Origin of the sequence: uncultured Ruegeria sp. (assembly GCF_947504215.1) — a bacterium.
Lineage (GTDB): Bacteria > Pseudomonadota > Alphaproteobacteria > Rhodobacterales > Rhodobacteraceae > Ruegeria.
In genome coordinates this window covers 121,820-147,193 of sequence record NZ_CANNGO010000006.1, presented here as the reverse complement: position 1 = coordinate 147,193, position 25,374 = coordinate 121,820, and the positions used below count along the sequence as shown (strand labels likewise).

27 protein-coding genes are annotated in these 25,374 nt (G+C 55.5%); 10 read left to right on the top strand and 17 right to left on the bottom strand.

The genetic code is table 11. The features are described from left to right. The first annotated feature begins 2 nt into the window (after positions 1-2). Positions 3-1,265: a glutamate-5-semialdehyde dehydrogenase gene (locus tag Q1B21_RS13025; protein ID WP_299889909.1), complete on the top strand. Its 1,263-nt coding sequence runs from the start codon at positions 3-5 to the stop codon at positions 1,263-1,265. Here the strand turns inward: Q1B21_RS13025 and Q1B21_RS13020 are convergent. Continuing rightward, positions 1,262-1,858 (bottom strand): histidine phosphotransferase family protein, encoded by a 597-nt coding sequence (locus Q1B21_RS13020; RefSeq protein WP_299889907.1) that lies wholly within the window; start codon positions 1,856-1,858, stop codon positions 1,262-1,264. The genes Q1B21_RS13025 and Q1B21_RS13020 overlap by 4 nt on opposite strands. Positions 1,859-1,900: 42 nt before the next feature. Here Q1B21_RS13020 and Q1B21_RS13015 point away from each other — a divergent pair, with 42 nt between their 5' ends. The 5 genes from Q1B21_RS13015 (at position 1,901) to tsf (ending at position 5,714) form a co-directional block, all read left to right on the top strand. Next, positions 1,901-2,083, top strand: coding sequence for a DUF3553 domain-containing protein (locus tag Q1B21_RS13015; RefSeq protein ID WP_170430504.1), 183 nt, complete (start codon positions 1,901-1,903; stop codon positions 2,081-2,083). A 106-nt stretch (positions 2,084-2,189) separates the two neighbouring features. Then, complete coding sequence (locus Q1B21_RS13010) at positions 2,190-2,945, top strand: GNAT family N-acyltransferase (RefSeq protein WP_299889905.1); 756 nt, start codon at positions 2,190-2,192, stop codon at positions 2,943-2,945. Beyond that, positions 2,932-3,786: a 1-acyl-sn-glycerol-3-phosphate acyltransferase gene (locus tag Q1B21_RS13005; RefSeq protein WP_299889903.1), complete on the top strand. Its 855-nt coding sequence runs from the start codon at positions 2,932-2,934 to the stop codon at positions 3,784-3,786. Before Q1B21_RS13010 ends, Q1B21_RS13005 begins: the two co-directional genes overlap by 14 nt. A 166-nt stretch (positions 3,787-3,952) precedes the next feature. After that, entirely contained in the window at positions 3,953-4,762 is an 810-nt protein-coding gene (gene rpsB, locus Q1B21_RS13000; protein ID WP_298935487.1) for a 30S ribosomal protein S2, read from the top strand. Positions 4,763-4,838: 76 nt separating this feature from the next. Beyond that, positions 4,839-5,714 (top strand): translation elongation factor Ts, encoded by an 876-nt coding sequence (gene tsf / locus Q1B21_RS12995; RefSeq protein ID WP_299889900.1) that lies wholly within the window; start codon positions 4,839-4,841, stop codon positions 5,712-5,714. Positions 5,715-6,070: 356 nt separating this feature from the next. On the opposite strand, the gene Q1B21_RS12990 is transcribed toward tsf, so the two are convergent. The 3 genes from Q1B21_RS12990 to Q1B21_RS12980 all read right to left on the bottom strand — a co-directional run bounded on the left by Q1B21_RS12990 (position 6,071) and on the right by Q1B21_RS12980 (position 8,384). Beyond that, positions 6,071-6,826 (bottom strand): LuxR family transcriptional regulator, encoded by a 756-nt coding sequence (locus Q1B21_RS12990; RefSeq protein ID WP_298935485.1) that lies wholly within the window; start codon positions 6,824-6,826, stop codon positions 6,071-6,073. Beyond that, positions 6,823-7,272, bottom strand: a complete 450-nt coding sequence (gene aroQ / locus Q1B21_RS12985; RefSeq protein WP_299889898.1) for a type II 3-dehydroquinate dehydratase — start codon at positions 7,270-7,272, stop codon at positions 6,823-6,825. Before aroQ ends, Q1B21_RS12990 begins: the two co-directional genes overlap by 4 nt. Positions 7,273-7,388: 116 nt before the next feature. Further along, positions 7,389-8,384: an NADPH:quinone oxidoreductase family protein gene (locus Q1B21_RS12980; RefSeq protein WP_299889895.1), complete on the bottom strand. Its 996-nt coding sequence runs from the start codon at positions 8,382-8,384 to the stop codon at positions 7,389-7,391. A gap of 144 nt (positions 8,385-8,528) precedes the next feature. Here Q1B21_RS12980 and Q1B21_RS12975 point away from each other — a divergent pair, with 144 nt between their 5' ends. After that, complete coding sequence (locus tag Q1B21_RS12975) at positions 8,529-9,347, top strand: SDR family NAD(P)-dependent oxidoreductase (protein WP_298935482.1); 819 nt, start codon at positions 8,529-8,531, stop codon at positions 9,345-9,347. A 15-nt stretch (positions 9,348-9,362) separates the two neighbouring features. Further along, positions 9,363-10,394, top strand: a complete 1,032-nt coding sequence (locus tag Q1B21_RS12970) for a phosphotransferase family protein (protein WP_299889892.1) — start codon at positions 9,363-9,365, stop codon at positions 10,392-10,394. Positions 10,395-10,432: 38 nt separating this feature from the next. Here Q1B21_RS12970 and Q1B21_RS12965 read toward each other — a convergent pair whose 3' ends face one another. Further along, a complete protein-coding gene (locus tag Q1B21_RS12965) occupies positions 10,433-11,038 on the bottom strand; it encodes a 2-hydroxychromene-2-carboxylate isomerase (RefSeq protein ID WP_299889890.1) in 606 nt (201 codons plus the stop codon). A 202-nt stretch (positions 11,039-11,240) separates the two neighbouring features. Between Q1B21_RS12965 and Q1B21_RS12960 the strand changes: the two genes are divergently transcribed. Continuing rightward, positions 11,241-12,473 carry a serine hydrolase gene (locus tag Q1B21_RS12960; RefSeq protein WP_299889887.1) on the top strand — a complete coding sequence of 411 codons (1,233 nt, stop codon included), beginning with the start codon at positions 11,241-11,243 and terminating at the stop codon, positions 12,471-12,473. Between the two features lie 50 nt (positions 12,474-12,523). Further along, positions 12,524-13,393, top strand: a complete 870-nt coding sequence (locus Q1B21_RS12955) for an acyl-CoA thioesterase II (RefSeq protein ID WP_299889885.1) — start codon at positions 12,524-12,526, stop codon at positions 13,391-13,393. Here Q1B21_RS12955 and Q1B21_RS12950 read toward each other — a convergent pair. The 12 genes from Q1B21_RS12950 to Q1B21_RS12895 all read right to left on the bottom strand — a co-directional run bounded on the left by Q1B21_RS12950 (position 13,390) and on the right by Q1B21_RS12895 (position 25,156). Next, positions 13,390-14,157, bottom strand: coding sequence for an SDR family oxidoreductase (locus Q1B21_RS12950; protein WP_299889883.1), 768 nt, complete (start codon positions 14,155-14,157; stop codon positions 13,390-13,392). The genes Q1B21_RS12955 and Q1B21_RS12950 overlap by 4 nt on opposite strands. A gap of 116 nt (positions 14,158-14,273) precedes the next feature. After that, positions 14,274-15,503 (bottom strand): acyl-CoA dehydrogenase, encoded by a 1,230-nt coding sequence (locus Q1B21_RS12945; protein WP_299889881.1) that lies wholly within the window; start codon positions 15,501-15,503, stop codon positions 14,274-14,276. A gap of 134 nt (positions 15,504-15,637) precedes the next feature. Then, complete coding sequence (gene phoB / locus Q1B21_RS12940; RefSeq protein ID WP_298935472.1) at positions 15,638-16,327, bottom strand: phosphate regulon transcriptional regulator PhoB; 690 nt, start codon at positions 16,325-16,327, stop codon at positions 15,638-15,640. Between the two features lie 12 nt (positions 16,328-16,339). Next, on the bottom strand, positions 16,340-17,041 hold the full coding sequence (gene phoU, locus Q1B21_RS12935) for a phosphate signaling complex protein PhoU (protein ID WP_298935744.1): 702 nt from the start codon (positions 17,039-17,041) through the stop codon (positions 16,340-16,342). 31 nt (positions 17,042-17,072) lie between these two features. After that, positions 17,073-17,870, bottom strand: a complete 798-nt coding sequence (gene pstB / locus Q1B21_RS12930) for a phosphate ABC transporter ATP-binding protein PstB (RefSeq protein WP_298935470.1) — start codon at positions 17,868-17,870, stop codon at positions 17,073-17,075. Positions 17,871-17,885: 15 nt separating this feature from the next. After that, positions 17,886-19,217 (bottom strand): phosphate ABC transporter permease PstA, encoded by a 1,332-nt coding sequence (pstA, locus tag Q1B21_RS12925; protein ID WP_299889879.1) that lies wholly within the window; start codon positions 19,215-19,217, stop codon positions 17,886-17,888. Then, positions 19,214-20,686: a phosphate ABC transporter permease subunit PstC gene (gene pstC, locus Q1B21_RS12920; RefSeq protein WP_299889877.1), complete on the bottom strand. Its 1,473-nt coding sequence runs from the start codon at positions 20,684-20,686 to the stop codon at positions 19,214-19,216. Before pstC ends, pstA begins: the two co-directional genes overlap by 4 nt. A gap of 88 nt (positions 20,687-20,774) precedes the next feature. Further along, positions 20,775-21,815, bottom strand: a complete 1,041-nt coding sequence (locus Q1B21_RS12915) for a substrate-binding domain-containing protein (protein ID WP_298935467.1) — start codon at positions 21,813-21,815, stop codon at positions 20,775-20,777. 196 nt (positions 21,816-22,011) lie between these two features. After that, entirely contained in the window at positions 22,012-23,058 is a 1,047-nt protein-coding gene (locus Q1B21_RS12910) for an ATP-binding protein (protein ID WP_299889875.1), read from the bottom strand. A gap of 27 nt (positions 23,059-23,085) precedes the next feature. Further along, on the bottom strand, positions 23,086-23,610 hold the full coding sequence (locus Q1B21_RS12905) for a gamma carbonic anhydrase family protein (RefSeq protein ID WP_299889874.1): 525 nt from the start codon (positions 23,608-23,610) through the stop codon (positions 23,086-23,088). Continuing rightward, a complete protein-coding gene (gene gmk, locus Q1B21_RS12900; RefSeq protein ID WP_299076634.1) occupies positions 23,607-24,248 on the bottom strand; it encodes a guanylate kinase in 642 nt (213 codons plus the stop codon). Before gmk ends, Q1B21_RS12905 begins: the two co-directional genes overlap by 4 nt. A 17-nt stretch (positions 24,249-24,265) precedes the next feature. Beyond that, positions 24,266-25,156: a YicC/YloC family endoribonuclease gene (locus tag Q1B21_RS12895; RefSeq protein WP_299889873.1), complete on the bottom strand. Its 891-nt coding sequence runs from the start codon at positions 25,154-25,156 to the stop codon at positions 24,266-24,268. Between the last annotated feature and the right edge of the window lie 218 nt (positions 25,157-25,374).

Genomic DNA, 25,374 nt, shown 5'->3' with positions numbered 1-25,374 from the left:
ATATGAAGGATTTCGACAGCATCCCCGACCTGATGACCGACCTTGGAAAGCGTGCCAAAGCAGCATCAGCGGAATTGGCCTTTGCAAGCGCGGAACGCAAACATGCGGCCCTGATCGCAGCGGCCGAGGCGGTTTGGAACAATCGCGCTCAGATCATCGCGGCCAACCAAAAGGATATGGAGTTCGGTCGTAACAAGGGTCTCAGCCCCGCGATGATGGACCGTCTGATGCTGGATGAGACGCGCATTCAGGGCATGGTCGATGGGTTGCGTACCGTTGCAGATCAGGCCGACCCGGTGGGTGAGGTGCTGACGGAATGGGATATGCCTTCGGGTCTGAATATTCAGCGCGTGCGTACTCCGCTGGGTGTGATCGGTGTCATCTATGAAAGCCGCCCCAATGTAACGGCAGACGCAGGTGCTTTGTGCCTGAAATCCGGCAATGCCGTGATCCTGCGGGGCGGGTCCGAGGGATTTCATTCGTCCACCGCCATCCACGCCTGTCTGGTCCAGGGTTTGAAAGCTGCGAACCTGCCCGAAGATGCCACTCAACTGGTCCCGACCCGCGACCGCGCTGCGGTTCAGGAATTGCTGACATTGACCGATTATGTCGATGTCATCGTCCCGCGTGGTGGCAAGGGTTTGGTCGGACTGGTCCAGCGCGAAGCTCGCGTTCCGGTTTTTGCCCATCTCGAAGGCATCGTTCACATTTATGTCGACAAAGACGCTGATCCGCAGAAAACCTTGGATGTCGTGCTGAACGCCAAGACCCGCCGCACAGGAATTTGCGGGGCGGCTGAATGCCTACTGATCCATCAGGATGTCGCTGAGACGCTGGGGCAAGACATCATCGCCGCCCTATTGGCGGCGGGTGTTGAGGTTCATGCCGAAGGCCCTTTGGCTGTGAAGGGCACTGTTTCGGCCTCGGCCGATGACTGGGGCAAAGAGTTTCTGGACAGCATCATCGCCGCCAAACCGGTCGCTGACATTGATGGCGCTATTTCGCATATCCGCCAATTCGGTTCGAACCATACAGACTGTATCATGACAGAAGATGCCAGTGCCGCCGCCCGTTTCTTTGAGCGGCTGGACAGTGCAATCCTGATGCACAACGCCTCGACCCAGTTTGCCGATGGTGGTGAGTTCGGCATGGGTGCCGAGATCGGGATCGCCACCGGTAAAATGCACGCGCGCGGCCCGGTGGGGGCAGCACAGTTGACCAGCTTTAAGTACCTTGTCCGCGGGAACGGAACGACCCGCGCCTAAAATCTAAGGGTAACGCGGGTCGATGCAGTCTCGACTGCTACTTTTCGACCCATGGCTGTGGCGCTTTCGGGTAACAACGCAAATTGCACCTGAGCAGGTGTGATCTTGTTTGGAAAACGCCCTGTTACGACATGTTTCCATAGGTCACCGTCGACATTCAGCTTGTCGGCGGTGCCTGTCACCTCCCACTTGTCGCCATGCGCACTGATCCGGACATCGCCCCCCATCGGCATGGCACTTTCGCAGCACATAAGCGCCAAAAAGGCCAGTTTCACCTGATTGCGCGGCACCGCATCTGTCAGATTCCAGTGCACTCGAACCCGACCGGCGCGTTCAACATCTTTCAGAAGATCCGCCACCTCGGTCCGACCCAATGGCTGATCACCGGCAGATCCAAAGGCAACCCGGAAAAAGCGGATCCGTGCCCCGGCACTGCCGACACTGCCCGAGATCAGCTCCATTTCCGGGCCTTGCACTGCGCCAACCATATCCAAAAGCTCAAGCCCATTGGTAATTGCCCCAATCGGGCTGATCAGATCATGACAGATCCGAGAGCCGATCAACTCGGCCAGGTTGACGTCTGAGCCGCCCATGCGTACCTCCTGCTGTATCTGCCACCGGACCGGAGCCCAAGCATGACAGATTTGAATGCCATTCTCGCACCGGGCATGTTCGTGCGCCACCCGGATTTCCCGGATTGGGGCGTCGGACAGGTTCAATCCAACATCGCAGGCAAGATCACCGTGAACTTTCGCGAGCAGGGGAAAGTGGTAATCGATGGAACACGCATCGCCCTGATGCCGGTCTTTGATCCGTGAAACTGGTTTAGGAATAGTTAACAGGAAAGCCTGTCACCGTCTGGTTGCCTTTGCCTGAAAAACTGCGATATCTGCGCTTCAGAAACATAGGATCAATCTTTCTGACATGCCCGACGCAGGCCCTTCGTTTACTATACGACTTGCTGACTCAGCGGACGAGCTGCGCGCGGCGCAACGATTGCGCTATGACGTGTTCGTGCGCGAACTGGGCGGCGGTGGTGAGATGGTCGATCATGACGCCGGGTTGGAGCAGGACGAGTTTGATCCCTATTTCGACCATATGCTGGCCTATGATGACGCGACGAGCGAAGTCGTGGGCGTTTACAGGCTGTTACCGGGTGATCGTGCCGCAGAACTCGGGCAGTTCTACTCCGAGGCCGAGTACGATTTAACCGTTCTGAAACAAAGCGGCCGCAAGTTGTTGGAGCTCGGCCGGTCCTGTCTGCATCCGGATTACCGGGGCGGCACGGCGATGTATCACCTGTGGAATGGTCTTGCTGGTTATGTCTCAGAGCGTCAGATCGAGATCCTCTTTGGTGTGGCCAGTTTTCATGGCACAGAAGTAGGCGCGCTGGCGCAGCCACTGTCTATGCTGCACCACAATCACCTGGCTCCAGTTGATCTTCGAGTCAGGGCGCAGCCAGGAGTGTTTCAATCCATGAACCTGGTAAAACCTGAGGCTTTGGACCGTCGCGCGGCGATGGTTCAGGTGCCTGCGCTGATCAAGGCCTATCTGCGGCTCGGAGGTTTTGTAGGCGAGGGGGCGTTCATCGATCATGCGTTTAACACCACCGATGTATGTTTGATCCTGGATACCGCGCGCATGAACGAACGGCAGAAACGAATTTATGGCGGAGCGTGACTCGTTGACTGCGCCTCTTTGGAACAGTGAAGACGCACCGGACCCGCTTGAGTTGGGTTTCGTCGGCTGCTGCCTTGTGCTGTTGCGTGGGTTGCCGTTGGCGATTTTCGTCTTCGGTGGGCTGATCATTCTCTTAATCCTCCGCGTGTTTGAACGCCCGTTTTTCGGAGTGCGCCGTCCTGTTACGCCTTACATAACTCAGTTTGTGTGCCGAAACGCGTTTCGCATTCTGGGCATGGGATTCCGAACGTCGGGCAGTTTGATGCGCGAACACGGAGCGGTAGTAGCAAACCATTCGTCATGGCTGGATATTTTTGCCCTTAACGCGCGCAAGCGGATCTACTTCGTGTCCAAAGCCGAAGTCGCAAAATGGCCGGGTATCGGCTGGCTGGCCCGGGCGACCGGAACCGTCTTCATCGAACGAAACCCAAAAAAAGCGCGTGAACAAACGCGGATTTTCGAAACAAGACTGAACGCTGGTCACAAATTGCTGTTCTTCCCCGAAGGCACTTCGACCGATGGATTGCGGGTTTTGCCCTTTAAAACAACGCTTTTTGCGGCATTCTTCGCAGATGAATTGCGCGATTTCATGTATGTGCAACCCGTGTCCGTCGTCTTTCACGCACCCAAAGGTCAGCCCGACAGGTTTTACGGCTGGTGGGGCGACATGGAGTTCGGACCACATCTGTTGAAGACTTTGGGCGCACGCCGACAGGGATCGGTCGAGTTGATTTACCACTCTCCAGCTCGGGTGTGTGATTTCGAAAACCGCAAAGCTCTGGCAGCACATTGCGAAGAGGCGGTGCGACACGCGCATGCGCTGGCCCGGCTTGAAAAATAAGGGCATTTGGCCCTTGCACAGCCTTAAATCCTGCCGTATACGCGCGCCATTCAAACCCGCAGGCGGGGTTTGGGCTTTGTAGGGGAGACATCCTTATCTGGCCCGCCGGTTGGAGCATCCGCTTCTTTCACCCCCGCCGAGGCGTAAACCGGAAAAGGAAAATAGCATGGCTCTTCCCGAGTTCACCATGCGTCAGCTGCTGGAAGCTGGCGTTCACTTTGGTCACCAGACGCAGCGTTGGAACCCCCGCATGGGCCCGTTCATCTACGGCTCGCGCAATGGCATCCATATCATGGACCTGACCCAGACTGTTCCGATGCTGGATCAGGCTCTGCAGGCCGTTCGTGACACCGTTGCAAAAGGCGGTCGCGTACTGTTCGTTGGCACCAAGCGTCAGGCAGCTCAGCCGATCGCTGAAGCGGCTGAAAAGTCGGCTCAGTACTATATGAACCATCGCTGGCTAGGCGGAACGTTGACCAACTGGAAAACCGTTTCCCAGTCGATCAACCGTCTGAACCAGATCGACGAAGCGATGGAAACCGGCGCCGAAGGCCTGACCAAGAAAGAGCGTCTGGGCATGGAGCGTGACCAGGGCAAACTGCAAGCTTCGCTGGGCGGTATCCGCGAAATGGGCGGCGTCCCCGACCTGCTGTTCGTCATCGACGTCAAAAAAGAAGCATTGGCCATCGCCGAAGCCAACAAGCTGGGCATCCCGGTTGTGGCTGTTGTCGACACCAACTGCTCGCCTGATGGTGTTGATTACATCATCCCTGGCAACGATGACGCTGCGCGCGCGATTTCGCTGTATTGCGATCTGGCCGCACGTGCCGCTCTGGATGGTATGACCGCTCAGATGGGTGCTGCTGGTGTTGACCTGGGTGCATTCGAAGAAGCACCGGTTGAAGAGGTCGTTGCGGAAGAGCCTGCGGCTGAAGAGACCGCAGAAGCCGCTCCGGAAACCAAAGCCGAAGCGTAAGCTGCCCGTCACGTAAATGACATATGGGGCAGGGTAGACCTGCCCCAAATCCGTTTGAATTGAGGAGAGCCAAGAGATGGCAATCACAGCAGCAATGGTGAAAGAACTGCGCGACACAACTGGCGCAGGCATGATGGACGCAAAGAAAGCGCTGACCGAAACAGGCGGCAACATGGACGAAGCCATTGACTGGCTGCGCACCAAAGGCCTTGCCAAGGCGGCCAAGAAATCGGGCCGTACCGCAGCCGAAGGTCTGGTTGCTGTTCATGTCAATGGCAACAACGGTGTTGCAGTGGAAGTGAACTCGGAAACCGACTTTGTCGGCAAGAACGCCGAGTTCCAGGAAATGGTTGGCAAAATCGCATATGCCGCAGAAGGCGTCGATAATGTCGAAGCTCTGCTGGCGGCTGATCTGGGCGGTAAGACCGTTGCAGACACGTTGACCGACAAGATCGCCACAATCGGTGAAAACATGTCGGTGCGCCGCATGTCGAAGCTGTCGGGCGACACCGTTGTATCCTACGTCCACAACGCGGCCACCAACGGTATGGGTAAAATCGGTGTTCTGGTTGCTTTGTCCGGTGGGGACGAAGCGATCGGCAAGCAGATTGCGATGCATATCGCAGCGGTAAACCCCGCGGCCCTGTCCGAAGCCGACATGGACCCGGCAGTTGTCGAGAAGGAAAAGCAGGTTCAGATGGACATCGCCCGCGAATCCGGCAAGCCGGAGCAGGTGATCGAAAAGATGATTGTTGGCCGTATGAATAAATTCGTGGCGGAAGCAACTCTGCTGAACCAGGCGTTTGTTGTGAACCCTGACCTGACCGTTGAAGCGGCTGCCAAAGAAGCAGGCGCAACGATCACCGGCTTTGTCCGCCTGGAAGTTGGCGAAGGCATCGTGGTCGAGAAGGAAGATTTCGCAGCCGAAGTTGCAAAAGCCGCACAGGGCTAATCAAAAAGGTAGGGCCCGCTCACGGCCCTATCACCAAGCTGAAACGGGTTACGCGTCGCGTAGCCCGTTTTTTTAAGCCAATTCAATCCGTCATTAAACAAGATGTTGAATGGAGGGCCCCGCATGATGGGGATGTTCGAGGCCCCCCAAAATTCCGACACCGGTACGCGGATAAATAAACGCCCCCTTGTCAGAGTGATTGGAGAGCTCTGTTATTGCAAAGATCCAACCGAATGTTCCCTGGCTAAAGCCACCACTCACGGAACAAGGATACTGTGCAACTTTCCTGCCAGATTCGGATAGTCATGTTTTCCTTACCCTAGGTAAAGTGACGCAGTTTACGTCAAATCAGCGGCTCAGGCTTCGACGACAAACATCTGATTGTGCAATGATGCCTTAAGAACAGCCTGCGCTGTAGTTTCAACGGACAAGGCTTCTCGGGCAAGTCGCAGGTGCTTTTCCACCGTTGCAGAGGTCAGCCCCATCAACAACGCAATGTCTTGTGTCGTTTTGCCATCGCCGACCCATTGCAACGCCTCGCGCTGGCGTTTGGTCAGGCCACGGTTTGGCGGACTGTGAGGCAGGGTCAGGATCTTCAGATGGGCGACATTGTTCATCAGAAGAATGTCGTTTCCATGCTTCTCCCAGACTTCATCAACATCATCCTGGGTTCTGCCATTTTCTGCAGACAGAGAGATCGCGCCTTTTGAGCGGATGGAGACGGAGTTGAAGCTGACGGTATAGCCCGCAATAACACCCTTGGATTTATTGAAATCAATGACGCGCTGTTCCTGGGGCGTCAGCACCCCACTAGAATCCATATCCTGAATCATATGCCAGCTTGCTGCGCCTTCATGGTCCAGCGCCCATTTCAGCATTGGCGCATGGAAATATAGTCCGTCGCCCAGAAATCCGTCTACATACGACCGGCTGTGGTTCGTCAGGATTGTGAAGTCTTCTGGATCCCCCAGCGACGTTGCGGTCCGAAACTGCGTGTAGCCATAGATCAACCGGTCGAACCCATATTCGGCCATTTGGCGGCAATGCGCGTCCCAGAGCTCTTCCAGAGTCTTGGCGTAGGTTACAAAGTGCAGGTATTCCTTGAGTTTCATGCGCCGGTCCCCGATGTCAGGTGGGCAGCCAGCGCGTCCAATGCGAAGATGTAGCCTTGGGCCCCAAACCCGCAGATTTGGCCCAATGCAACGGGCGCAATGTAAGAGCTATGGCGGAACGCCTCACGCGCATGGATATTCGACAAATGCACTTCCACAACCGGTAATTCGACAGAGGCAATCGCGTCCATCAGGGCAATCGAGGTATGTGTGAAGGCGCCTGCGTTCACAATCAAGCCGTCCTGAACACCCCGAGCGGCGTGGATCGCGTCAATCAACACGCCTTCGTGGTTGGATTGCAGATGTGACACTTTAAGACCGACAGATGCACCATGTTTGACGCAGCGATCCTCGATCATCTGTAAAGTGGTCGCACCATACACCTCTGGCTGGCGCGTACCCAGCAGATTGAGGTTTGGCCCATTCAATACCAAAACGTCATGCATTACTAAATTGTCCCCATTAAACGTTCATAGTCATGAATTGGTATGGTTGTCCACCTGACTTTACCTCAGCGGGTCAAGGGTATTCGGGATACATGTTTCCGGCGTAGAAGACGGGTCTAATCCATGGTCACCACAAGTTTTCCCAAGGCAGATCGCTGAGACAAATTTTCCAGCGCTTCGGGCGCGTCTCGCAGTGGAAACTGGGCGCTGATACGTGGCTTGATTTGACCCGCCGCATAGTACCCAAAAAGCTCTTTGACGTTCTCGGCATGCGCCTTTGGGTCCCGAAAGACGGACGCCCCCCAAAAGACGCCAACGATCTGACAGCCTTTCAGCAGCGCAAGATTAAGCGGGATGTTCGGAATTCCGGCTGGGAAGCCAACCACAAGGTATCGACCTTTCCACGCCATACTGCGTAAAGCGGGTTCGGCGCAGGGCCCGCCGACCGCGTCATACACGACATCTACACCACCGGACCCGGCCAGGCCCTTTATGTCATGCGCAAAAGACTTCTGTGCGTCCTTGTCCATTTCCCGCGGGTAGAGGATTGTGTCATCCGCCCCGATCTGGCGGCAAAACTCTGCCTTCTCAGGTGACGATACGGCTGCGATCACTCGGGCACCCATGGCCTTGCCCAGTTCAATAGCGGCAGACCCTACGCCACCTGCTGCGCCCAAAACCAGCAGAGTTTCATTGGGTTGAATCGCAGCGCGATCCTTCAGGGCGTGATAGGACGTTCCGTAAGTGAAGATGAAACAGGCCGCGTCTTCATATGGCATCGCATCTGGAAATTTGAGTGCCGTCGCCGCCTTGACCACCGCCTGCGTCGCGAATCCACCATGCCCGGTCAACGCCAGGATACGATCTCCGACTGCGAAACCTGTGACCCCTTCACCCACAGCCAATACGTCGCCTGCGATTTCTCCGCCCGGGGCAAACGGGCGGGGCGGTTTCATTTGATACAAGTCCTGGATAATCAGAGTATCCGGAAAATTGACACCGGCGGCCTTTACACCGACTAGCAAATCACCCTTACCTTGTTTGAGATCGGGCAGGGTGGTCAGTTCCAATGTCTCGGGCCCGCCGGGGGCGACGCTGAGTAATGCTTGCATGTCGACTGCCTTGTCCCTGTTAATCTGTAAGGAAGAACTTTTGGTGCACCGACCTGGGTTGTCAACGGCGCAGACGCCCGGCTCCCGCAACGGCAAGTTCGGACACAGCAAATCGATGCACCGCACATAACTGAGGAGCAGACCATGACACCCGAAACACTTTTCTCGCTGCACGGTAAAACCGCATTGGTCACCGGAGGGGCAACAGGAATTGGCCGCATGGCAGCCGAAGCGTTGGTTCGGGCCGGAGCACATGTTCTGATCGCATCGCGCAAAGGCGACGCATGCGCTGCCGTGGCGGCCGAGCTAAACGCCTTGGATGCCCCGGGAAGCGCCGAGGGTTTTGCCGGTGATCTTGGCAGCAAGGAAGGGATCGATGATCTGGTGGATGACATTACTGCACGCACGGATAAGCTTGATATTCTTATGAATAACTCGGGCACCTCCTGGGGTGCGCCTATGGGCCAGTTTCCGTACGAGGCTTGGGAAAAGGTCATGTCCGTCAATGTTGCCGGGATCTTCGAGCTTACCCAGAGACTTCTGCCACTGCTGATGAAATCAGGATCGCCAGAAGATCCGGCACGGGTTGTCAATGTTGGTTCCGTCATGGGCGAAGTTCCAATGGGAGACGGAGCGTACAGCTATTCAGCATCAAAGGCGGCCGTTCTGCATCTGACCAAGGTCATGGCGAAGGAGCTTTCGCCCTATAATGTGACCGTTAACGCGTTGGCTCCGGGGCCGTTTGTATCCCGCATGACGGCTTTTGCTACGGCTGATGAGGGAACACGAGACAAGGTCGGTAAGTCTGTACCCTTGGGGCGCGTCGGGCGGGACGAGGACATCGCAGGATGTATGCTTTTTCTGTGCGGTCGAGGTGGCAGCTATGTCACCGGTGCTGTGATTCCAGTTTCTGGTGGTATCAATGTGGTAACTGCCGGCAATATCTTTGCCGAGGCCATGTAATCGCGAGTACAGAAAATGAGCAAAGACAACACGTTAAATCTACCCGCTGTAGATGCTTATCTGTCAGCGCATCTAAGTGGCTATCAAGGCCCATTGGAGGCGTCAAAATTCTCGGTGGGTCAATCCAATCCGACTTATGAACTACGCACTCCGAACCGGTCTTACGTTTTGCGCCGCAAACCACCCGGAACCCTGTTGAAATCAGCCCATGCCGTTGATCGCGAATTCCGTGTGCAGCGCGCGATAGCGGGCAGCAAGGTCCCCGTGCCGGAAATGTACCTTCTTTGCGAAGATGACAGTGTCATCGGCTCGACCTTCTATGTAATGGAGCATCTTCAGGGCCGGATCTTTCTTGAACCCACGATGAAGGATGAAAGCAACACAGCCCGGACCGCCATTCTGGACGAGATGAACCGTGTTTTGGCTGAGCTTCATATGGTGGATATAGGCGCTGCCGGTCTGACTGACTACGGACCTACCGGGAACTATTTTGAGCGGCAAATCTCTCGGTGGACCAAGCAGTATCGCGCGTCAGAGACCGCAGTGATTGCTTACATGGATAGGCTGATTTCGGCTTTGGACGCCTCGATTCCAGCGGATGACGGGCAAAGAACACTGGTCCACGGAGATTACCGGATCGATAACCTGATGTTCGCCCCAGACAGAGCCAAATGCGTCGGGGTGCTCGACTGGGAATTGTCAACAATTGGGCACCCTTACGCCGATTTGGCTGCTGTCATCATGCAATGGCAGATGCCACCGGGCAAAGAAGGGCGCGGCTTGGCCGGCATCGATCGCGAAAGCCTGGGCCTGCCAAGTGATCAGGCCTTTGTCGCGCAGTATTGCGCACGGCGCGGAATCGATCGGATCGAGAATTTTGGATTCTACCTGGCGTTCAATTTTTTCCGCATGGCGGGCATTCTGCAGGGTGTTTACAAGCGCGCTTTGGACGGTAACGCGTCTGACCCCAAACGCGCCCAAGCATTTGGCGCCTATGTCCCCGTCTTCGCGCAGCATGGGTTGGTGGCACTGAACACAAGCTTATGAAAGTGAGGTAGCATACTGTTTTCAAACATTCATACGGCCTACTTCGAATTGGACAACTCAAGTTCAAGGTTCGCGAGGCTGTTCTTACCAAAAAACATCTCATCACCGATGAACAAGCTGGGTACCCCGAATACACCGCGCTTGACGGCCGCCTTGGTTCGATCCTTCAGTTTTTGTTTTGTGTCTGCGCTTCCTATCGCCTCACGTGTTTTTCGGACCGGCAGCCCATTCTCGTGCAGAATTTCGGTTAACACACCCATCTCGTCAACCTTTTGACCATGCACCCAAATCGCATCAAATACGGCGTCTATATATTTGACTTCCCATGATTTTCCCGAAGCAAAGTAAGCGCCACGCATTGCAAACCGTGTGTTCAACGGAAAATGCGGGCTCATGTGAAAGTTCAATCCGCGGCGACGGGCAAACCGGTGCAGATCATGTGTCAGATAGGCCGACTTCTGGCGGTTTTCCGAGAACGCATGAAAAGGACTTTGGTTGTTGGTGGCTTTGAACACGCCGGACAACAGCACCGGGACATAGTTGATCGCAACCTTGTGCCGCTTGGCCAGACCCGGCAACAATTTATGGGCCAGGAAAGCGTTGGGACTGCAAAAATCGAAGACGAAATCGATGGTTTGGGCCATGTTGGTCCTCCGGAAAGACGGCAAATCGTCGGGTTGCAAGAGCGTATGGCGAATCTGAGACGTCGGTAGTCTAACACTTGAAACAGCCGCTGTACCCAGTGCAATCGACCCAGAAGTCAGTTGCCGGGGCTTGCAATTTTCACTGTTGTTTCAGCGCCCAAGCAACCATGATCGTAGCAGATCATATGAGGTTCGATCTTCAATGCCCGACGTAAATACGACATTTGAACAGACACGGCTAAACCACATCTGCACGTGGATGGACAGCTATGTTGATCAGCGGAAATACGCGGGCAGTTCGGTGGTGGTGTTTCACCAAGGTCGCGAAGTGTTTTTCCATGCGACCGGATTGCGGAACGTCGAAGACAACCTGTCGTTTGAAAGGGATACGCTGGTTCGCATCTACTCAATGACCAAACCCGTCACGTCCGTTGCGATCATGATGCTGGCAGAACAGGGCTTGTTCCATCTGGATGCGCCTCTATCAGATTTCCTTCCCGGCTTCGACAACATGCAGGCGCTTGTTCCGGATGCGCAGCGGTTGGACCAAACCCAGAATGCTACAACACCGACTGTGCACCAGCTACTTACGCACACCGCTGGTTTCAGTTACCCGTTCAATCCCGGGCTATTACCCGCCGCGATGGACGACCAAGACCTGTTGTTTAAGCCAAATCAGGGTCTGTTAAAGGACCGAGTGGCTGATTTGGCTGATCTGCCTCTGGCCTTTCAACCTGGAACCCGCTGGGAATACTCGGTCAGTTTAGATGTGCTCGGGCGCGTGATCGAGGTCGTCTCGGGAAAGTCTCTGGATGTGTTCTTTGAGCAAGAGGTTTTTGCGCCGCTAAACATGCGGAACAGCGGGTTCTCGGTCGCAACAGGGGCAGGGGATCGATTTGCGTCGCTTTACACTCCGCTGGCTGGTGACGCGATGGCGTTGAATTCAGCCGATGCAGGCACGGATACCTTGCGTCTTGTCGATCGCGCCGGACATTCACCTTTTGAAAACACGACTACTTTTTCCGGTGGTGGAGGATTGATCAGCACAATCGACGATTACGCAATGTTTGCCGAAATGCTACGGACCGGAGGCACTGGAAACGGTCACCGATTGCTGGGATCGAAGACCGTAGACTTTATGATGCTCAATCACTTACCGGGCGACATTGCATCTATGGGACCGCAAAGCTTTGCCGAACAACCGATGGAAGGTATGGGTTTTGGGTTAGGCGGTTCCGTCGTCTTGAACCCGGGCAGGGTCCGCGTGCCCGGGTCCGTCGGAGATTTCAGTTGGGGCGGCATGGCATCGACCTATTTCTGGATTGATCGGGAAAATGACCTGACTGCCGTTTTCTTTACTCAGTTGTCACCGTCCAGTTCATACCCGTCACGTGCAGAGCTTAAGGCGCTTGTCCTTGCGGCGATGATTGATTGATGCCGCGGCGGCTGATACGCCAAGTGAGACCAAAGATTGATGAGTAGACCATGACCGAAGCCGAACGCATTCTTCTTGATCTTCTAAACGTTGAACGTCTTGAGGTTGATCTGTTTCGCGGTACCGGTTCAGGTGGCGAAACCCCGACACGTATTTTCGGCGGACAAGTGATTGCGCAGGCACTCGCAGCGGCCTATCGCACTGTCGATGACAGGCTGTGTCATTCGCTGCATGCCTATTTCATTCGCCCGGGGGATCCAACCATTCCCGTTATTTATCAGGTTGATAGAGCGCGAGACGGAGGTTCTTTTACGACGCGACGGGTGGTTGCAATTCAGCATGGAAAACAAATTCTGAACATGTCCGCGTCGTTTCACATCAAAGACGAAGGTTGGGATCATCAGCACCCTATGCCGGATCTGGATACCCCGGAACACTATCCGGCGCGGACGGAGTTGCGACAGAAATACCTGGATCGCGTGCCCGAACGAATGCGACCCGAGCTGATCCGCGAACGCCCAATCGAAGTCCGGGAAGTCGATCATCTGGATCCGTTCAACCCGGCGGTATCGGATGATCGCAATCAGATTTGGTTCCGAATGGGAGCCGCCGCATCGGCGGACGCAAAAACACAGCATTTGCTGCTGGCATATGCCTCGGACATGAACCTGATGAGTTCAGGAATGCGCCCACATGGGCTGAGCTGGTTTACTGGCGAGGTCAATGGCGCCAGCCTGGACCACACCATCTGGTTTCACGCACCGGTGCATTTTGAGAACTGGCACCTTTATGCAATGGATTCGCCGTGGTCGGGGCAGGGGCGGAACTTTAATCGTGGGTCGATATACACCGAGGAAGGCGTGTTGGTCGCCTCTGTTGCGCAAGAAGGCCTTATGCGAAGGGCGCAGAAGAAACCTTAAGAATTCTCGACAAACACCTGATTTAACTTTCTCATTCCCCCAAGCCATCGGTCGTAATCATCAGATTTCAGCCGTATATAGTCCAACACCTGAGGATGTGGGAGAACCAGAAACTGTTCTTCGCGGATCGCATCAACACAGGCTTGCGCCACGTCTTCAGGCTCTAGCATGCCGTCGATTGCGGCCACCGAATTTTCATGTCCTCGGGTCATTTCTGATCGTACTGCTTGTGGGCACAAAACTGAAACCCGCAGGCCCTGGTGCCCATAGGTCAGCGACAACCATTCGGCAAATCCGACCGCTGCATGCTTTGTGACGCCGTATGGAGCCGCGCCAGGTTGATTCAACAAGCCAGCCGCTGACGCGGTTGTCATAATGTATCCGCCACCGCGCGCGGTCATCCGACGAACCAGATGACGCGCTGTCCAAACGTGGGACATTACGTTGATCTTCCAGATTCGATCCCAGTCTTCATCCGGGACATCCAGACCTCCAAGCGTCAGAATTCCGGCATTTGCACAGAACAGGTCAATCGGACCGACTGTGTTTTCGACGTGTTCGATCAGAGATTTGATCTCTTCCTCGCTGGAGACGTCGCAGCGCAGGTCATGTCCACCGATGGCTTCCGCGACCAAACGCGCTCCGGCATCGTCGATATCCGCACAAACGACACTTGCGCCTTCATGTGCAAATCTTTCTGCCAGACCTTTGCCAATACCTTGTGCGGCGCCTGTGACGACAACAGTTTTCCCGTTCAGATCCATGTGACGCTCCAAATCTCAGATTCAACACTGCATGGTAAGGCGTTGGTTTTAAAATTAAAGTGCAGTGTAATGGCATTTATTTACCATAATACCAATTACACGCATCGTACTATAGCTCAGTAAAAGGCCTGCAATCCTGTCTGTGCCCGCCCCAGGATCAACGCATGTACATCATGCGTGCCCTCATAGGTGTTCACTGTCTCAAGGTTGACCATGTGGCGGATAACCTGAAACTCAAGCGAAATCCCGTTTCCACCGTGCATGTCACGTGCCATCCGCGCGATGTCCAACGCTTTTCCGCAGTTGTTGCGCTTCACAATAGAAACCATCTCCGGCGCGGCTTCGGCCTGATCCATCAGGCGACCGACGCGCAAGCTGCCTTGCAGGCCCAAAGCGATCTCGGTCTGCATATCTGCGAGCTTGCGTTGGAACAGTTGCGTTTGCGCCAAGGGCTTGTCGAATTGCTTGCGATCCAGCCCATATTGACGCGCCGCATGCCAGCAACATTCCGCAGCGCCCATAACACCCCAGCTGATTCCAAACCGGGCACGATTTAGACATCCAAACGGTCCCTTGAGGCCCTGTACATGGGGCAGCAATGCGCCCTCGCCCACTTCAACACCGTCCAGAACGATTTCGCCGGTGATCGACGCGCGAAGGCTTAGCTTATTTTGGATTTTGGGTGCACTCAGACCCTTCACGCCTTTGTCCAGAACAAAGCCGCGAATTTTGCCGTCATGGGCATCTGATTTCGCCCAGACAACAAAGACGTCAGCGATCGGAGAGTTCGAAATCCACATCTTGCTACCGGTCAATCGGTAGCCGCCGTCAATCTTCTCGGCCCGGGTTTTCATGCCCGCCGGGTCAGACCCTGCGTCCGGCTCGGTCAGGCCAAAACACCCGATCCACTCGCCACTGGCCAGTTTGGGCAGATATTTTTGGCGCTGTTCCTCGCTGCCATAGGCATAGATCGGGTACATCACCAGAGAGCTTTGCACCGACATCATCGAACGATAGCCGGAATCCACACGTTCGACTTCACGTGCAACGAGGCCATAGGCGACATAGCCCGCGCCGATGCCGCCGTATTCTTCAGGAATGGTCGTTCCCAACAGGCCCATTTCGCCCATTTCCCGAAAGATTCCGGGGTCGGTTTCTTCGTTCTGAAACGCCTCGGTCACGCGGGGTTGCAGTTTTTCCTGCGCGTACGCCCGCGCACTGTCGGCGATCATGCGTTCGTCTTCGGTCAATTGATCGGCCAAACGGAACGGATCATCCCACGCAAACTGCCCCAGATCGGGCGCATCCTTGGCGCGCAAGGTTGGTTTGGTGCTGGGGGCGTTCATGGGACTTCTCCGGGGTTGGCAATTTTGCCAAAGCCTACCGCGCGCCCGCTGAAAGTTACAGCAAGAGTTTCGCACCTTCCCATGAGTAAAAGTCATGGGCAAGGGACCGTAGCAAAGGCCCCTGCCCGATCACTTCAGCCCAAGGCGTATCCTGCACCGCGCACCGTGCGTACGGGATCTTCACCGCCATGTTGCGTCAACGCCTTGCGCAGCCGTCCGATATGAACGTCGACGGTGCGCGTATCGACATAGATGTCGCGCCCCCAGACCCGGTCCAGCAGTTGCTCGCGACTCCAGACACGGCCGGGTTTTTCCATGAATGTGCTGAGCAAACGGAACTCAGTCGGACCAAGCTTCAACGGCATACTTCCGCGGCTGACCTTGTGGGTTTCAGAATCCAGCACAATGTCATCAAATTCCAGCCGTATCCCTACAGTCGCGGGGCGAACCCGGCGCAGCTGGGTCCGTACACGGGCCATCAACTCCACGATCGAGTACGGTTTGACCACGTAGTCATCTGCGCCGGTTTCCAGCCCGCGCACTTTGTCGACCTCTTCAGAACGGGCCGACAACATGATGATCGGAATAGAGCGTGTATCCGGCCGGGTCTTGAGGCGTCGGCATACCTCGATGCCGCTGAGATTGGGCATCATCCAATCCAGTACGATGATGTCTGGGCTTTCTTCGTCGACCAGCAGCATCGCTTCGTCGCCGCTGGCGGCTTTTGAGACGCGAAACCCTTCGGCCTCAAGGTTGTATGCCAAAACTTCGCGCTGAGCGAGCTCATCCTCGACCACCAGTACACTCGGTTGATCAGCAGACATTGCCTTCGTCCTCTAGACAGTTTGCGATGTGTTATCAGCTTTGGGCCGGGCTTCGGCCGGACGTTCGCCGGTCACCAGGTAGACGACTTGTTCTGCAATAGCAGTCACGTGATCGCCCATACGCTCGATGTTTTTGGCGATGAAATGCAAGTGCATACAGGCCGAAATGTTGCGCGGATCTTCTGCCATAAAGGTCAGGAACTCGCGGAAAAGGCCATTGTACATCTGGTCCACTTCCTGGTCACGCTCGATGACATCTGACGCCAGTTCAGAATCGCGCTGGATGTAGGCATCCAGTGCATCACGCAGCATCATCTCTACCTCGCGAGCCATTCGGCGCAACGCTGCCGCGCTGCCGTTGATTTCCGTTGCCGTGACCAGAACCGTGGTTCGTTTTGCAATGTTTTTTGAGTAATCGCCAATACGTTCGAGGTTGCCTGAGACTTTCATCACCGACAGGACAAGCCGCAAGTCACTGGCTGTCGGCGATCGCAATGCGATCAATCGCGCGGTCTCTTCGTTGACGAGCTCTTCCAGCTCATCAATGGCCTTATCCTTCTGGCGAACTTCTTGCGCCAATTCTTCGTCTCGGGTTTCGAGCGAGCGTGCAGCACCCGTAATCGATTCCTCGACGAGGCCACCCATCTTCATGATATGGGCCTGAATGGTTTCAAGATCGCGATCAAAAGCGGATGCGATATGTTGGTCGGACATTTGATTATCGGTCATTTCTGATTACCTATGCTCAGCCGATCCGGCCGGTGATGTAGCTTTCCGTGCGGGGGTCTACAGGGTTGGTAAAAATCTGACCGGTTTCGCCAAACTCAACCAGACTGCCCAGATGGAAGAAAGCCGTCTTCTGGCTGACGCGGGCGGCCTGTTGCATCGAGTGCGTCACGATCACAACCGAATACTGTTCGCGCAATTCGTCGATCAGCTCTTCGACTTGGGCTGTTGCGATTGGGTCTAATGCCGAACAGGGCTCGTCCATCAACAAAACTTCTGGCTCTGTTGCCACCGCGCGGGCAATGCACAGGCGCTGTTGCTGACCGCCAGACAGGCCAGTGCCCGGTGCATCCAGGCGATCCTTGACTTCGTCCCAGATCGCACCGCGACGCAGAGATTTCTCGACGATGTCGTCCAAGTCTGCCTTGTTTTTGGCAAGGCCATGAATACGCGGACCATATGCAACGTTGTCGTAGATCGATTTGGGAAACGGGTTTGGTTTCTGAAAAACCATTCCGACCTTGGCGCGCAGCTGCACCGGATCGACACGCTTGTCGTAGATGTCTTCACCATCCAGTTTGAACGACCCTTTGACGCGGGCAATGTCGATTGTGTCGTTCATCCGGTTCAAACAGCGCAGAAACGTGGATTTGCCGCAGCCGGACGGACCGATAAAGGCCGTCACGGTCTTGTCTTCGATATCGACGTTCACGTCTTTGATCGCGTGGGTCTCACCATAGTGGACCTGGCAGTCACGGCACTCCAGCTTGATCTTGTTGGTGTCCACTTGTCTCTCCACTCGCGTCATATCGTTCATTGTAACATCCCCCATTTACCAGCGACGTTCAAAGCGCCGGCGCAGGATAATTGCGATAATGTTCATGGTCAGCAGGAACATCAGAAGGATGATGATCCCACCCCAGGCTTTTTCGTAAAAGGCAACATCAGCGCGCGAGGCCCAGGTATAAATCTGGGCTGGCATGGCCGAGTTCGCTTCGGTGAAACCCGCAACAAACCCATCCGGATATCCTCGCGCCACAAAGCCTACCATACCGATCAGCAACAGCGGCGCGGTTTCACCAAGTGCCTGTGCCAGACCGATAATGGTACCTGTCAGAATACCAGGGGCCGCCAGCGGTAAAACATGATGGAAGACTGCCTGCATTTTCGAGGCCCCTACCCCCAATGCCGCATCCCGGATCGACGGCGGAACCGCCTTAAGCGACGCGCGTGTTGAGATGATGATTGTCGGCAATGTCATCAGTGTCAGAACCAATCCGCCAACTAGCGGCGCCGATTGCGGCAGGTGCATGAACTGGATAAAAACCGCCAGACCAAGAATACCGAACACAATGGACGGGACCGCAGCAAGGTTCGAGATGTTGACTTCAATGAGATCGGTAAACCGGTTCTGCGGTGCGAACTCTTCCAGATAGATCGAGGCCGCGACGCCAATTGGCAGGGAAAGGGCCAGAACCACCAGCATCATAAAAAAGGACCCGACAACGGACGCGCCGATACCTGCACCGCCCGGATTGTCGACGCCTGAATCCGCGCCAGTGATAAAGGGCCAGTTGAATGCCTGTTTGATGATCCCCGCTTTTTCCATCGCATCCACAAGGTCAAGGTCACTTTTTTGCAAGAACCTGCTGTCTTGCATCGCCTCTCGTGTCACGCGGCCTTTGTAGTATCCATCAACCCGACTGGATGCGGCCAGATCAAACCGCACCGGCTGCCCGAGTTTGTCGGGATTCTCGCTGTAGAACGTACGGATCGTGCCGCCAACCTTGCCCAACAGGCGTTCGATGGCGTCTTCGTTGATGTCGACATTCAAGCCGCGTTCATCCAGTTCGGTTTTGAGCGCGGTGACGAACAGGTTAGAATACGCCTTTGTCTTGAACAGCTCGCTTTCCGCCTCTTCGCGGTCCTGTTGGGTCAGTATGAACTCCACGCTCACAACCGTGCGCTTGAACGCCGGAATGCCTTCCGACAGGATCGATGTGAAAAGGACAACCAGAAAGAACAAGCCGGTTGCAATCGCAATGATCCCGTAAGCCCGAAACCGTTTTTCGGCTTGCGCACGCTTGCGCGTCCGCGCATCGGGTGCCGTAAGCGAGACAGAGTGACGGCCCGTTTCCGGGGTTGGCATGCTTGCGTCGGTCATTCGTACTGCTCCCGGTATTTGCGCACGATGTAGAGGGCGAAGACGTTCAGGCCCAGCGTGATGATGAAGAGTGTCATTCCAAGCGCAAACGCCACAAGCGCTTCTGGTGAGGCGAAATCGGCGTCACCGGTCAGCTGGCTGACGATCTTTGCGGTCACGGTTGTCATGGCTTCGAACGGGTTGAGGCTGAGGCGCGCGGCCGCGCCTGCCCCCAGCACCACGATCATGGTTTCACCAATGGCCCGTGACGCGGCCAACAGGATCGCGCCAACAATACCCGGCAATGCGGCGGGGAGAACCACCTGTCGAATGGTTTCCGACTGCGTAGCGCCCAGCCCGTAAGACCCATCGCGCATCGCCTGTGGCACCGCATTTATGATGTCGTCTGACAAAGATGAGACGAAAGGAATGAGCATAATGCCCATAACCAGCCCCGCCGTCATCACAGCAGTTCCAGCTTTCATCCAACCCAACCCGCCATCACCGAAAATACCCAGCAAAAGCGGGCCGACCGTCAGCAAGGCGAACAGGCCATAGACGATGGTGGGAATACCAGCGAGCACCTCAAGCAACGGTTTGGCAAAGGCGCGCACACGGGGCGAGGCGTATTCGCTCAGGTAGATCGCGGCAAACAGGCCAATCGGAACAGCCACCAAAAGCGCGACGATCGAAATGTAAAGCGTGCCCCAAAGCAGTGGGAGAACACCCAAAGCAGATGACCCGCCACGCCCCGAGAAACTCGGTGACCAGGTCAGGCCAAAGAAGAAGTCGGTCGCGGGGTATAGCTTGAAGAATTCCCACGTATTGAAGACCAGCGACAGAACGATTCCGACTGTTGTCAGGATGGCGATTGACGCAGCAGCCAGCAGCAGAACGCGAATACCTTGTTCGACAACATTGCGTGCACGGTACTCGGAATGGGTTTGACGCCAGCTGAATGCCGCCCCTAGCAGCGCAGCGGCAATCACGACAATCGACATGATAAAGTAGCCGGTGGAATTCAAGATCCGGTAACTTTGTGCCGCCATGAGAACTGGCTGTGTGATGTTTGACGTGACAACTTGCCCGGCATCTTTGAGGCGCTGCGTCATATCTGCAACGTCCGCACGGGCGTTTCGGGCCAGTTCTTCGGTGATGTCGCCCTGTGCAACGGCGTTGTCCAATCCAAACGCCGTACGCCGAACTTCGGCCATCACAAGGCTACGTGATGAGCCTTCTTTGATGACACTGTCAGGGATTGTTTGAGAAACCTGAGAGGAAACGTAAAGCGGTTGCGCCAGAAGCCAAATGATCAGCAGACCAAAGGCTGGTACAACCGCCTTCAAAGCAACATTTGCGCCGTAGAACACCGGCAGGGAGTGCAGATCGCGGCTGTCGCCTCCGGCGCTTTGCAATGCACGAGACCGCCCGAGCACGTACCCGATTGCTGCGATCGCCATGACGATCAGAAAAAGCCAAACTATTGGCATGCCACCCTCACTGGTCCGGTTGGGGAATTCGAGAAAAGCGTGGGGCGCCGTTCAGATCGCCCCACACTATGTCAGACCAATGTCCGGCTTAGCTGCCGGAACCCATGGTTGCTTCGTTTGCAATCGCGTCTTGCGTCGATGCCAGTTCAGGGTCTGCCACCAGGCCATAATTGGCCAGCGGGCCGGAACCGCCAGCGATTTCGTCAGCGACGAAGAACTGAGCGTATTCTTTCAAGCCGGGGATCACGCCGATATGTGCTTTCTTGACGTAAAAGAACAGCGGGCGCGAAACCGGATATTCACCCGACGCGATGGTTTCGGTCGACGGTGCGACGTCGCCCATGGTCGCGACTTTCAGCTTGTCGGTGTTGTTCTCGTAGAACGCCAGACCAAACACGCCAATGCCGTTCGGGTTGGTGTCGATACGCGCCAGAGTTTCAGTGTAGTCGCCGTCGATATCAACCGACTTGCCATCGGTCCGAACGTCAAGGCATGCGTCCTCGGCATCGTCTTCGCTCATGCCGCCAGCGATCATGGCTTCCATTGCGCCTGTGGTTTCACAACCGGCCAGCAGAACCTTGTCTTCGAACACTTCGCGGGTACCGTGCTTGGTGCCGGGGATGAACATTGCGATTTCAACGTCAGGCAGGTCGCCATTGAACTCGGCCCAGTTGTTGAAGCTGTTATCAACCAGCGCGCCGTCTTTCATCACTTTGGAACCGATGGCGTTGTAGATATCGGCCGGCTGGAACGCGGTGAATGCAGGACCCGACTGCTGGCTGGCGAACACGATGCCATCATAGCCGATGCGCACTTCCATGATGTCGGTAACACCGTTGTCGGCACAGGCTTTGATTTCTTTTTCGCGGATGGCGCGTGATGCGTTTGCAACGTCGATGGTGTTTTCACCAACACCTTCACAGAAACGCTTCAGGCCGGCAGAAGAGCCACCCGATTCAACAACAGGCGTTGGGAAGTCGGTGTTTTCTCCAAACAACTCGGCAACGATCGATGCGTAAGGCAGCACGGTCGACGACCCTGCAACCTGAACATTGTCACGAGCAGCAGCAGTTGTTGCCGATACAGCAGCGATGGCAAGAGCCGAAGCCGACAGTTTTGCAAAGGACATTTCAGTCTCCTTGAGAAAGTACATTTGCGATCACCCCCATGATGATCCTGAGCGCACCCCTATGGATCGTGCGTAAGCCTTTTGTGACAAGTGTGTAACGGTTTCATGACAAGCGACGAGTTTCACCGGTATGATAACAAAAATCATTTTGGGTTGTGGGAAGGCTGACGGCATTGGTTCAGATATTTGAAGAAGCCTAGCGCGGCAAAATCACTGTAAAAACAGACCCTTTTCCCAGATCACTTTCCACGCGCAAACGTCCTCGATGGCGATTCACGATGTGTTTTACAATCGCGAGCCCCAAACCGGTTCCGCCTAGTTGCCGCGACCGATGACTGTCGGCGCGATAGAATCGCTCGGTCAGGCGGGGCAAGTGGACGGCATCGATTCCCGGGCCTTTGTCGATGATCTGCACGCGCACTGCGGGTCCTCGCATCGCCGTGTCCCTTTCGGAGGCCGAGACCAGAACCTCAACACTTTCGCCGCTTCCGCCGTACTTGATGGCGTTTTCAATCAGGTTGGTGAAGACCTGCCGCAACTGATCGCTATCCCCGGGCACCGAGATCGGACCAGCCACAGCATTCAACGACAAGGATACACCGGCATCTTCCGCCAGGGGCCGCAGTGAATTCAATGTCGATTGCAACAGGCCTGTCAGTTCCAACTCTTCCTTGGGACGCACACGCTCTTCGCTTTCTACCCGGTTCAGGGACAGCAAGTCACCGACTAGGCGGTTCATCCGGTTGGCTTCTTCGTCCATAATCTGCAGGAACCGTTCCCGCGCGGCATCATCATCGCGGGCTGGCCCTCGCAGAGTTTCGATAAACCCCATCAGCGCGGTAAGTGGTGTGCGCAATTCGTGGCTGACATTTGCCACAAAGTCGCGGCGCATCTGACTGGCCTGATCCAGATGTGTGACATCCTGAAAGATCGCCAGAACTGCCCCACCAGATACGGTACCAACGCCGTTCATGTAGCGGCATTGAACCTCAAATGTCGTGTCCTGCGCCCCGTCATTCGACAAATGCCGTGTTTTGGTGGGACCTTTGGTGCGCAGGCATTGCTCCATCGCCTCGATCACCTGTGGTTGCCGGAGAATGGTGGCGAAGTGCCGACCCTGAATATTCTGGCTGAGCAGTGTCTTCGCATCCGTATTGGCCGCAATAATGCGTTCGGTCTGATCGACCATCAATGCGGGCATAGGAATGGCTGACACTAATTCTTCAAGTAAGTCTGTGGACATGGTTTGGAACTCTGATTGTCAAAGTACCTAAGAGGTTTGTGTCAACGTTTCACGAAACAAGCGCATGTTTTCCTGATAGTGTAGCGCGCTAAACGTAATTTTCCTCGCAGCAGCGTCGTCCAGTTGTCGAACAACCTTACCGGGCGACCCCATAACAAGGGAATTGTCCGGGATCTCTTTGTTTTCAGTGATCAGCGCCCCTGCCCCAATCAGGCAGTTCTTTCCGATCTTTGCGCCGTTCAGAACGATGGCACCCATTCCGATCAGGGTGTTGTCACCAATCGTACAGCCATGCAGCATAACCTTGTGCCCGATGGTGCAGTTCTGACCGATGATCAAAGGATATCCGGCGTCGATATGCATGACGCAGTTTTCCTGAACGTTGCTGCCAGCACCTACACGGATCTCTTCATGATCGGCCCGGATCGTGCATCCAAACCAAACCGAGGCGCCCTGCTCCAGGACAACTTTCCCGACCAGATTGGCATCCGGTGCCACCCAGGTGTCTTCGTGAATCTGCGGCGTGTGCGCGCCCAAGGCGTAGAGTGTCATGACAATCCCTCAAATTCGTTTTGCAGGGTTCTTACATGGTCTTGTAGGCTGGGCTGCTGGATCCGTCGCATCCGTTCTGCGCTGACGATTGTCTTCAGCTTGTCTTCGGTTGCATCCAGATCGTCATTCACCAGAACGTAGTCGTAATACCCCCAGTGGCTGATCTCGTCCCAGCTTTTGAGCATGCGTTTAGCGATTACGTCTTCGCTGTCCTGACCACGTGTTTCCAGCCGGCGTCGCAGCTCTGGGATCGATGGAGGCAGAATGAAGATCGACAGCGCGTGCTTTCCCAGATCCGAGTTCCTGATCTGAACCTCGCCCTGCCAATCCACATCGAACAACACATCCCGTCCGGCATTGATCGATTCCCGCACCGGTCCTGCAGGAGAGCCGTAGAAGTTGCCGAACACGTGGGCATGTTCCAGCATCTGACCTTCGGACACCTGCTGTCTGAAGGCATCCTCGCTGAGGAAGTAATACTCGCGCCCATGCTCTTCTCCGGGGCGCGGGTCGCGGGTCGTCGCGGACACCGAAAACTCCAGGTCGCTGTCCCATGCCATCAGCCGTCGCGCCAAAGTGGACTTTCCCGCCCCTGAAGGCGAGGAGAGAATAATTAGTAGACCCCGGCGGTGCGCCATTTCAGTCATTCCCATTTCTATTCAATGTTTTGCACCTGTTCACGCATCTGGTCGATCACGGCTTTCAGCTCAAGCCCTACGGACGTCAAATCAGCGCTTTGCGCTTTTGAACACAGTGTATTTGCCTCTCGGTTGAACTCCTGCATCAGGAAATCCAACTTGCGCCCAACGGCCCCGTCTTGACCCAGCAGGTCACGCGCAGCTGCCACATGGGCAATCAAACGATCAATTTCTTCAGTAATGTCCGCTTTGACCGCGATCAAAGCCAGTTCTTGCGCCACGCGATCAGGGTCTGCACCCTGTGTGTTATCCATTACGCGCGCCAGATTTTCACGCAACGCATCCGCCATCTTGTCCTTGCGCTGTGCAGCCAGCTCTGCGGCTTGTTCTGTCAAAGAGGCAACCTGATCCAACTGAGATGTCAGTACACCAGCAAGTGCTTCGCCCTCAGTTTGACGCATGTCTATGAATGCACTCAGAAGTTCGGGGAACTTGGACGTCAGATGCGCAACCAAGGGGCCTGGATCATCGGCGTCTGTACCGGCCTCCATCATCCCTTTCATCGCCAGCAGATCCGTTGCACTGGATAACGCCAGGGACACCCCACGCGCCTCGGCCATCTGTTGTGTTTTCACCAAAGCATCCATCGCATCGGCCATCGCGGCTTCGTTCAACGCCAGTTCGGCATCTGCCTCATCGCGGCTGAGACGCATGGATAGCGTCACGTTTCCGCGGCTCAGAGACTTAGACAGGGTACCGCGCAACGCAACCTCTAGCCCGGTCAGCCATTCCGGGACCCGAATGCGTAAATCCAGCCCTTTGCCGTTCACGCTGCGCAGTTCCCACGTCCAGCTATGCGGGCCAAATGCCCCCTTGCCCGAGGCAAACCCGGTCATGGATCTGATCATGACTGCCCTTTCTGTCACTGCGCTGCTTCTGCCGCCTGCCGCACCTAATGCCATTGACCGGTCCAGAGCAAGACTTTGCTGACGCCGCAATTGATCCGCAGAAGTTAACCATTCATTAAAGAATTACTCCAAAATTGTCTTAACCCGAGTCAAACTGACCAGAGCAGAGGCTTTTGGGCCGCCGACATATGCGATGTCTCGCATTTTATGAAAATGGC

Coding starts and splice junctions, on each gene's coding strand:
- phoB (WP_298935472.1), bottom strand. CDS start 16,327: ATGTCTGCTGATCAACCGAGTGTACTGGTGGTCGAGGATGAGCTCGCT.
- pstA (WP_299889879.1), bottom strand. CDS start 19,217: ATGACCGACGCAAGCATGCCAACCCCGGAAACGGGCCGTCACTCTGTC.
- rpsB (WP_298935487.1), top strand. CDS start 3,953: ATGGCTCTTCCCGAGTTCACCATGCGTCAGCTGCTGGAAGCTGGCGTT.
- Q1B21_RS12915 (WP_298935467.1), bottom strand. CDS start 21,815: ATGTCCTTTGCAAAACTGTCGGCTTCGGCTCTTGCCATCGCTGCTGTA.
- pstB (WP_298935470.1), bottom strand. CDS start 17,870: ATGAACGATATGACGCGAGTGGAGAGACAAGTGGACACCAACAAGATC.
- Q1B21_RS12905 (WP_299889874.1), bottom strand. CDS start 23,610: ATGACACTCTACGCCTTGGGCGCGCACACGCCGCAGATTCACGAAGAC.
- Q1B21_RS13015 (WP_170430504.1), top strand. CDS start 1,901: ATGACAGATTTGAATGCCATTCTCGCACCGGGCATGTTCGTGCGCCAC.
- aroQ (WP_299889898.1), bottom strand. CDS start 7,272: ATGCATGACGTTTTGGTATTGAATGGGCCAAACCTCAATCTGCTGGGT.
- Q1B21_RS12955 (WP_299889885.1), top strand. CDS start 12,524: ATGACCGAAGCCGAACGCATTCTTCTTGATCTTCTAAACGTTGAACGT.
- Q1B21_RS13020 (WP_299889907.1), bottom strand. CDS start 1,858: ATGGGCGGCTCAGACGTCAACCTGGCCGAGTTGATCGGCTCTCGGATC.
- Q1B21_RS13025 (WP_299889909.1), top strand. CDS start 3: ATGAAGGATTTCGACAGCATCCCCGACCTGATGACCGACCTTGGAAAG.
- Q1B21_RS12945 (WP_299889881.1), bottom strand. CDS start 15,503: ATGAACGCCCCCAGCACCAAACCAACCTTGCGCGCCAAGGATGCGCCC.
- phoU (WP_298935744.1), bottom strand. CDS start 17,041: ATGTCCGACCAACATATCGCATCCGCTTTTGATCGCGATCTTGAAACC.
- Q1B21_RS13010 (WP_299889905.1), top strand. CDS start 2,190: ATGCCCGACGCAGGCCCTTCGTTTACTATACGACTTGCTGACTCAGCG.
- Q1B21_RS12895 (WP_299889873.1), bottom strand. CDS start 25,156: ATGATCAGATCCATGACCGGGTTTGCCTCGGGCAAGGGGGCATTTGGC.
- pstC (WP_299889877.1), bottom strand. CDS start 20,686: ATGCCAATAGTTTGGCTTTTTCTGATCGTCATGGCGATCGCAGCAATC.
- Q1B21_RS12970 (WP_299889892.1), top strand. CDS start 9,363: ATGAGCAAAGACAACACGTTAAATCTACCCGCTGTAGATGCTTATCTG.
- Q1B21_RS12910 (WP_299889875.1), bottom strand. CDS start 23,058: ATGTCCACAGACTTACTTGAAGAATTAGTGTCAGCCATTCCTATGCCC.
- Q1B21_RS12960 (WP_299889887.1), top strand. CDS start 11,241: ATGCCCGACGTAAATACGACATTTGAACAGACACGGCTAAACCACATC.
- Q1B21_RS12950 (WP_299889883.1), bottom strand. CDS start 14,157: ATGGATCTGAACGGGAAAACTGTTGTCGTCACAGGCGCCGCACAAGGT.
- Q1B21_RS12990 (WP_298935485.1), bottom strand. CDS start 6,826: ATGAAACTCAAGGAATACCTGCACTTTGTAACCTACGCCAAGACTCTG.
- gmk (WP_299076634.1), bottom strand. CDS start 24,248: ATGGCGCACCGCCGGGGTCTACTAATTATTCTCTCCTCGCCTTCAGGG.
- Q1B21_RS12980 (WP_299889895.1), bottom strand. CDS start 8,384: ATGCAAGCATTACTCAGCGTCGCCCCCGGCGGGCCCGAGACATTGGAA.
- Q1B21_RS12975 (WP_298935482.1), top strand. CDS start 8,529: ATGACACCCGAAACACTTTTCTCGCTGCACGGTAAAACCGCATTGGTC.
- Q1B21_RS13005 (WP_299889903.1), top strand. CDS start 2,932: ATGGCGGAGCGTGACTCGTTGACTGCGCCTCTTTGGAACAGTGAAGAC.
- Q1B21_RS12965 (WP_299889890.1), bottom strand. CDS start 11,038: ATGGCCCAAACCATCGATTTCGTCTTCGATTTTTGCAGTCCCAACGCT.
- tsf (WP_299889900.1), top strand. CDS start 4,839: ATGGCAATCACAGCAGCAATGGTGAAAGAACTGCGCGACACAACTGGC.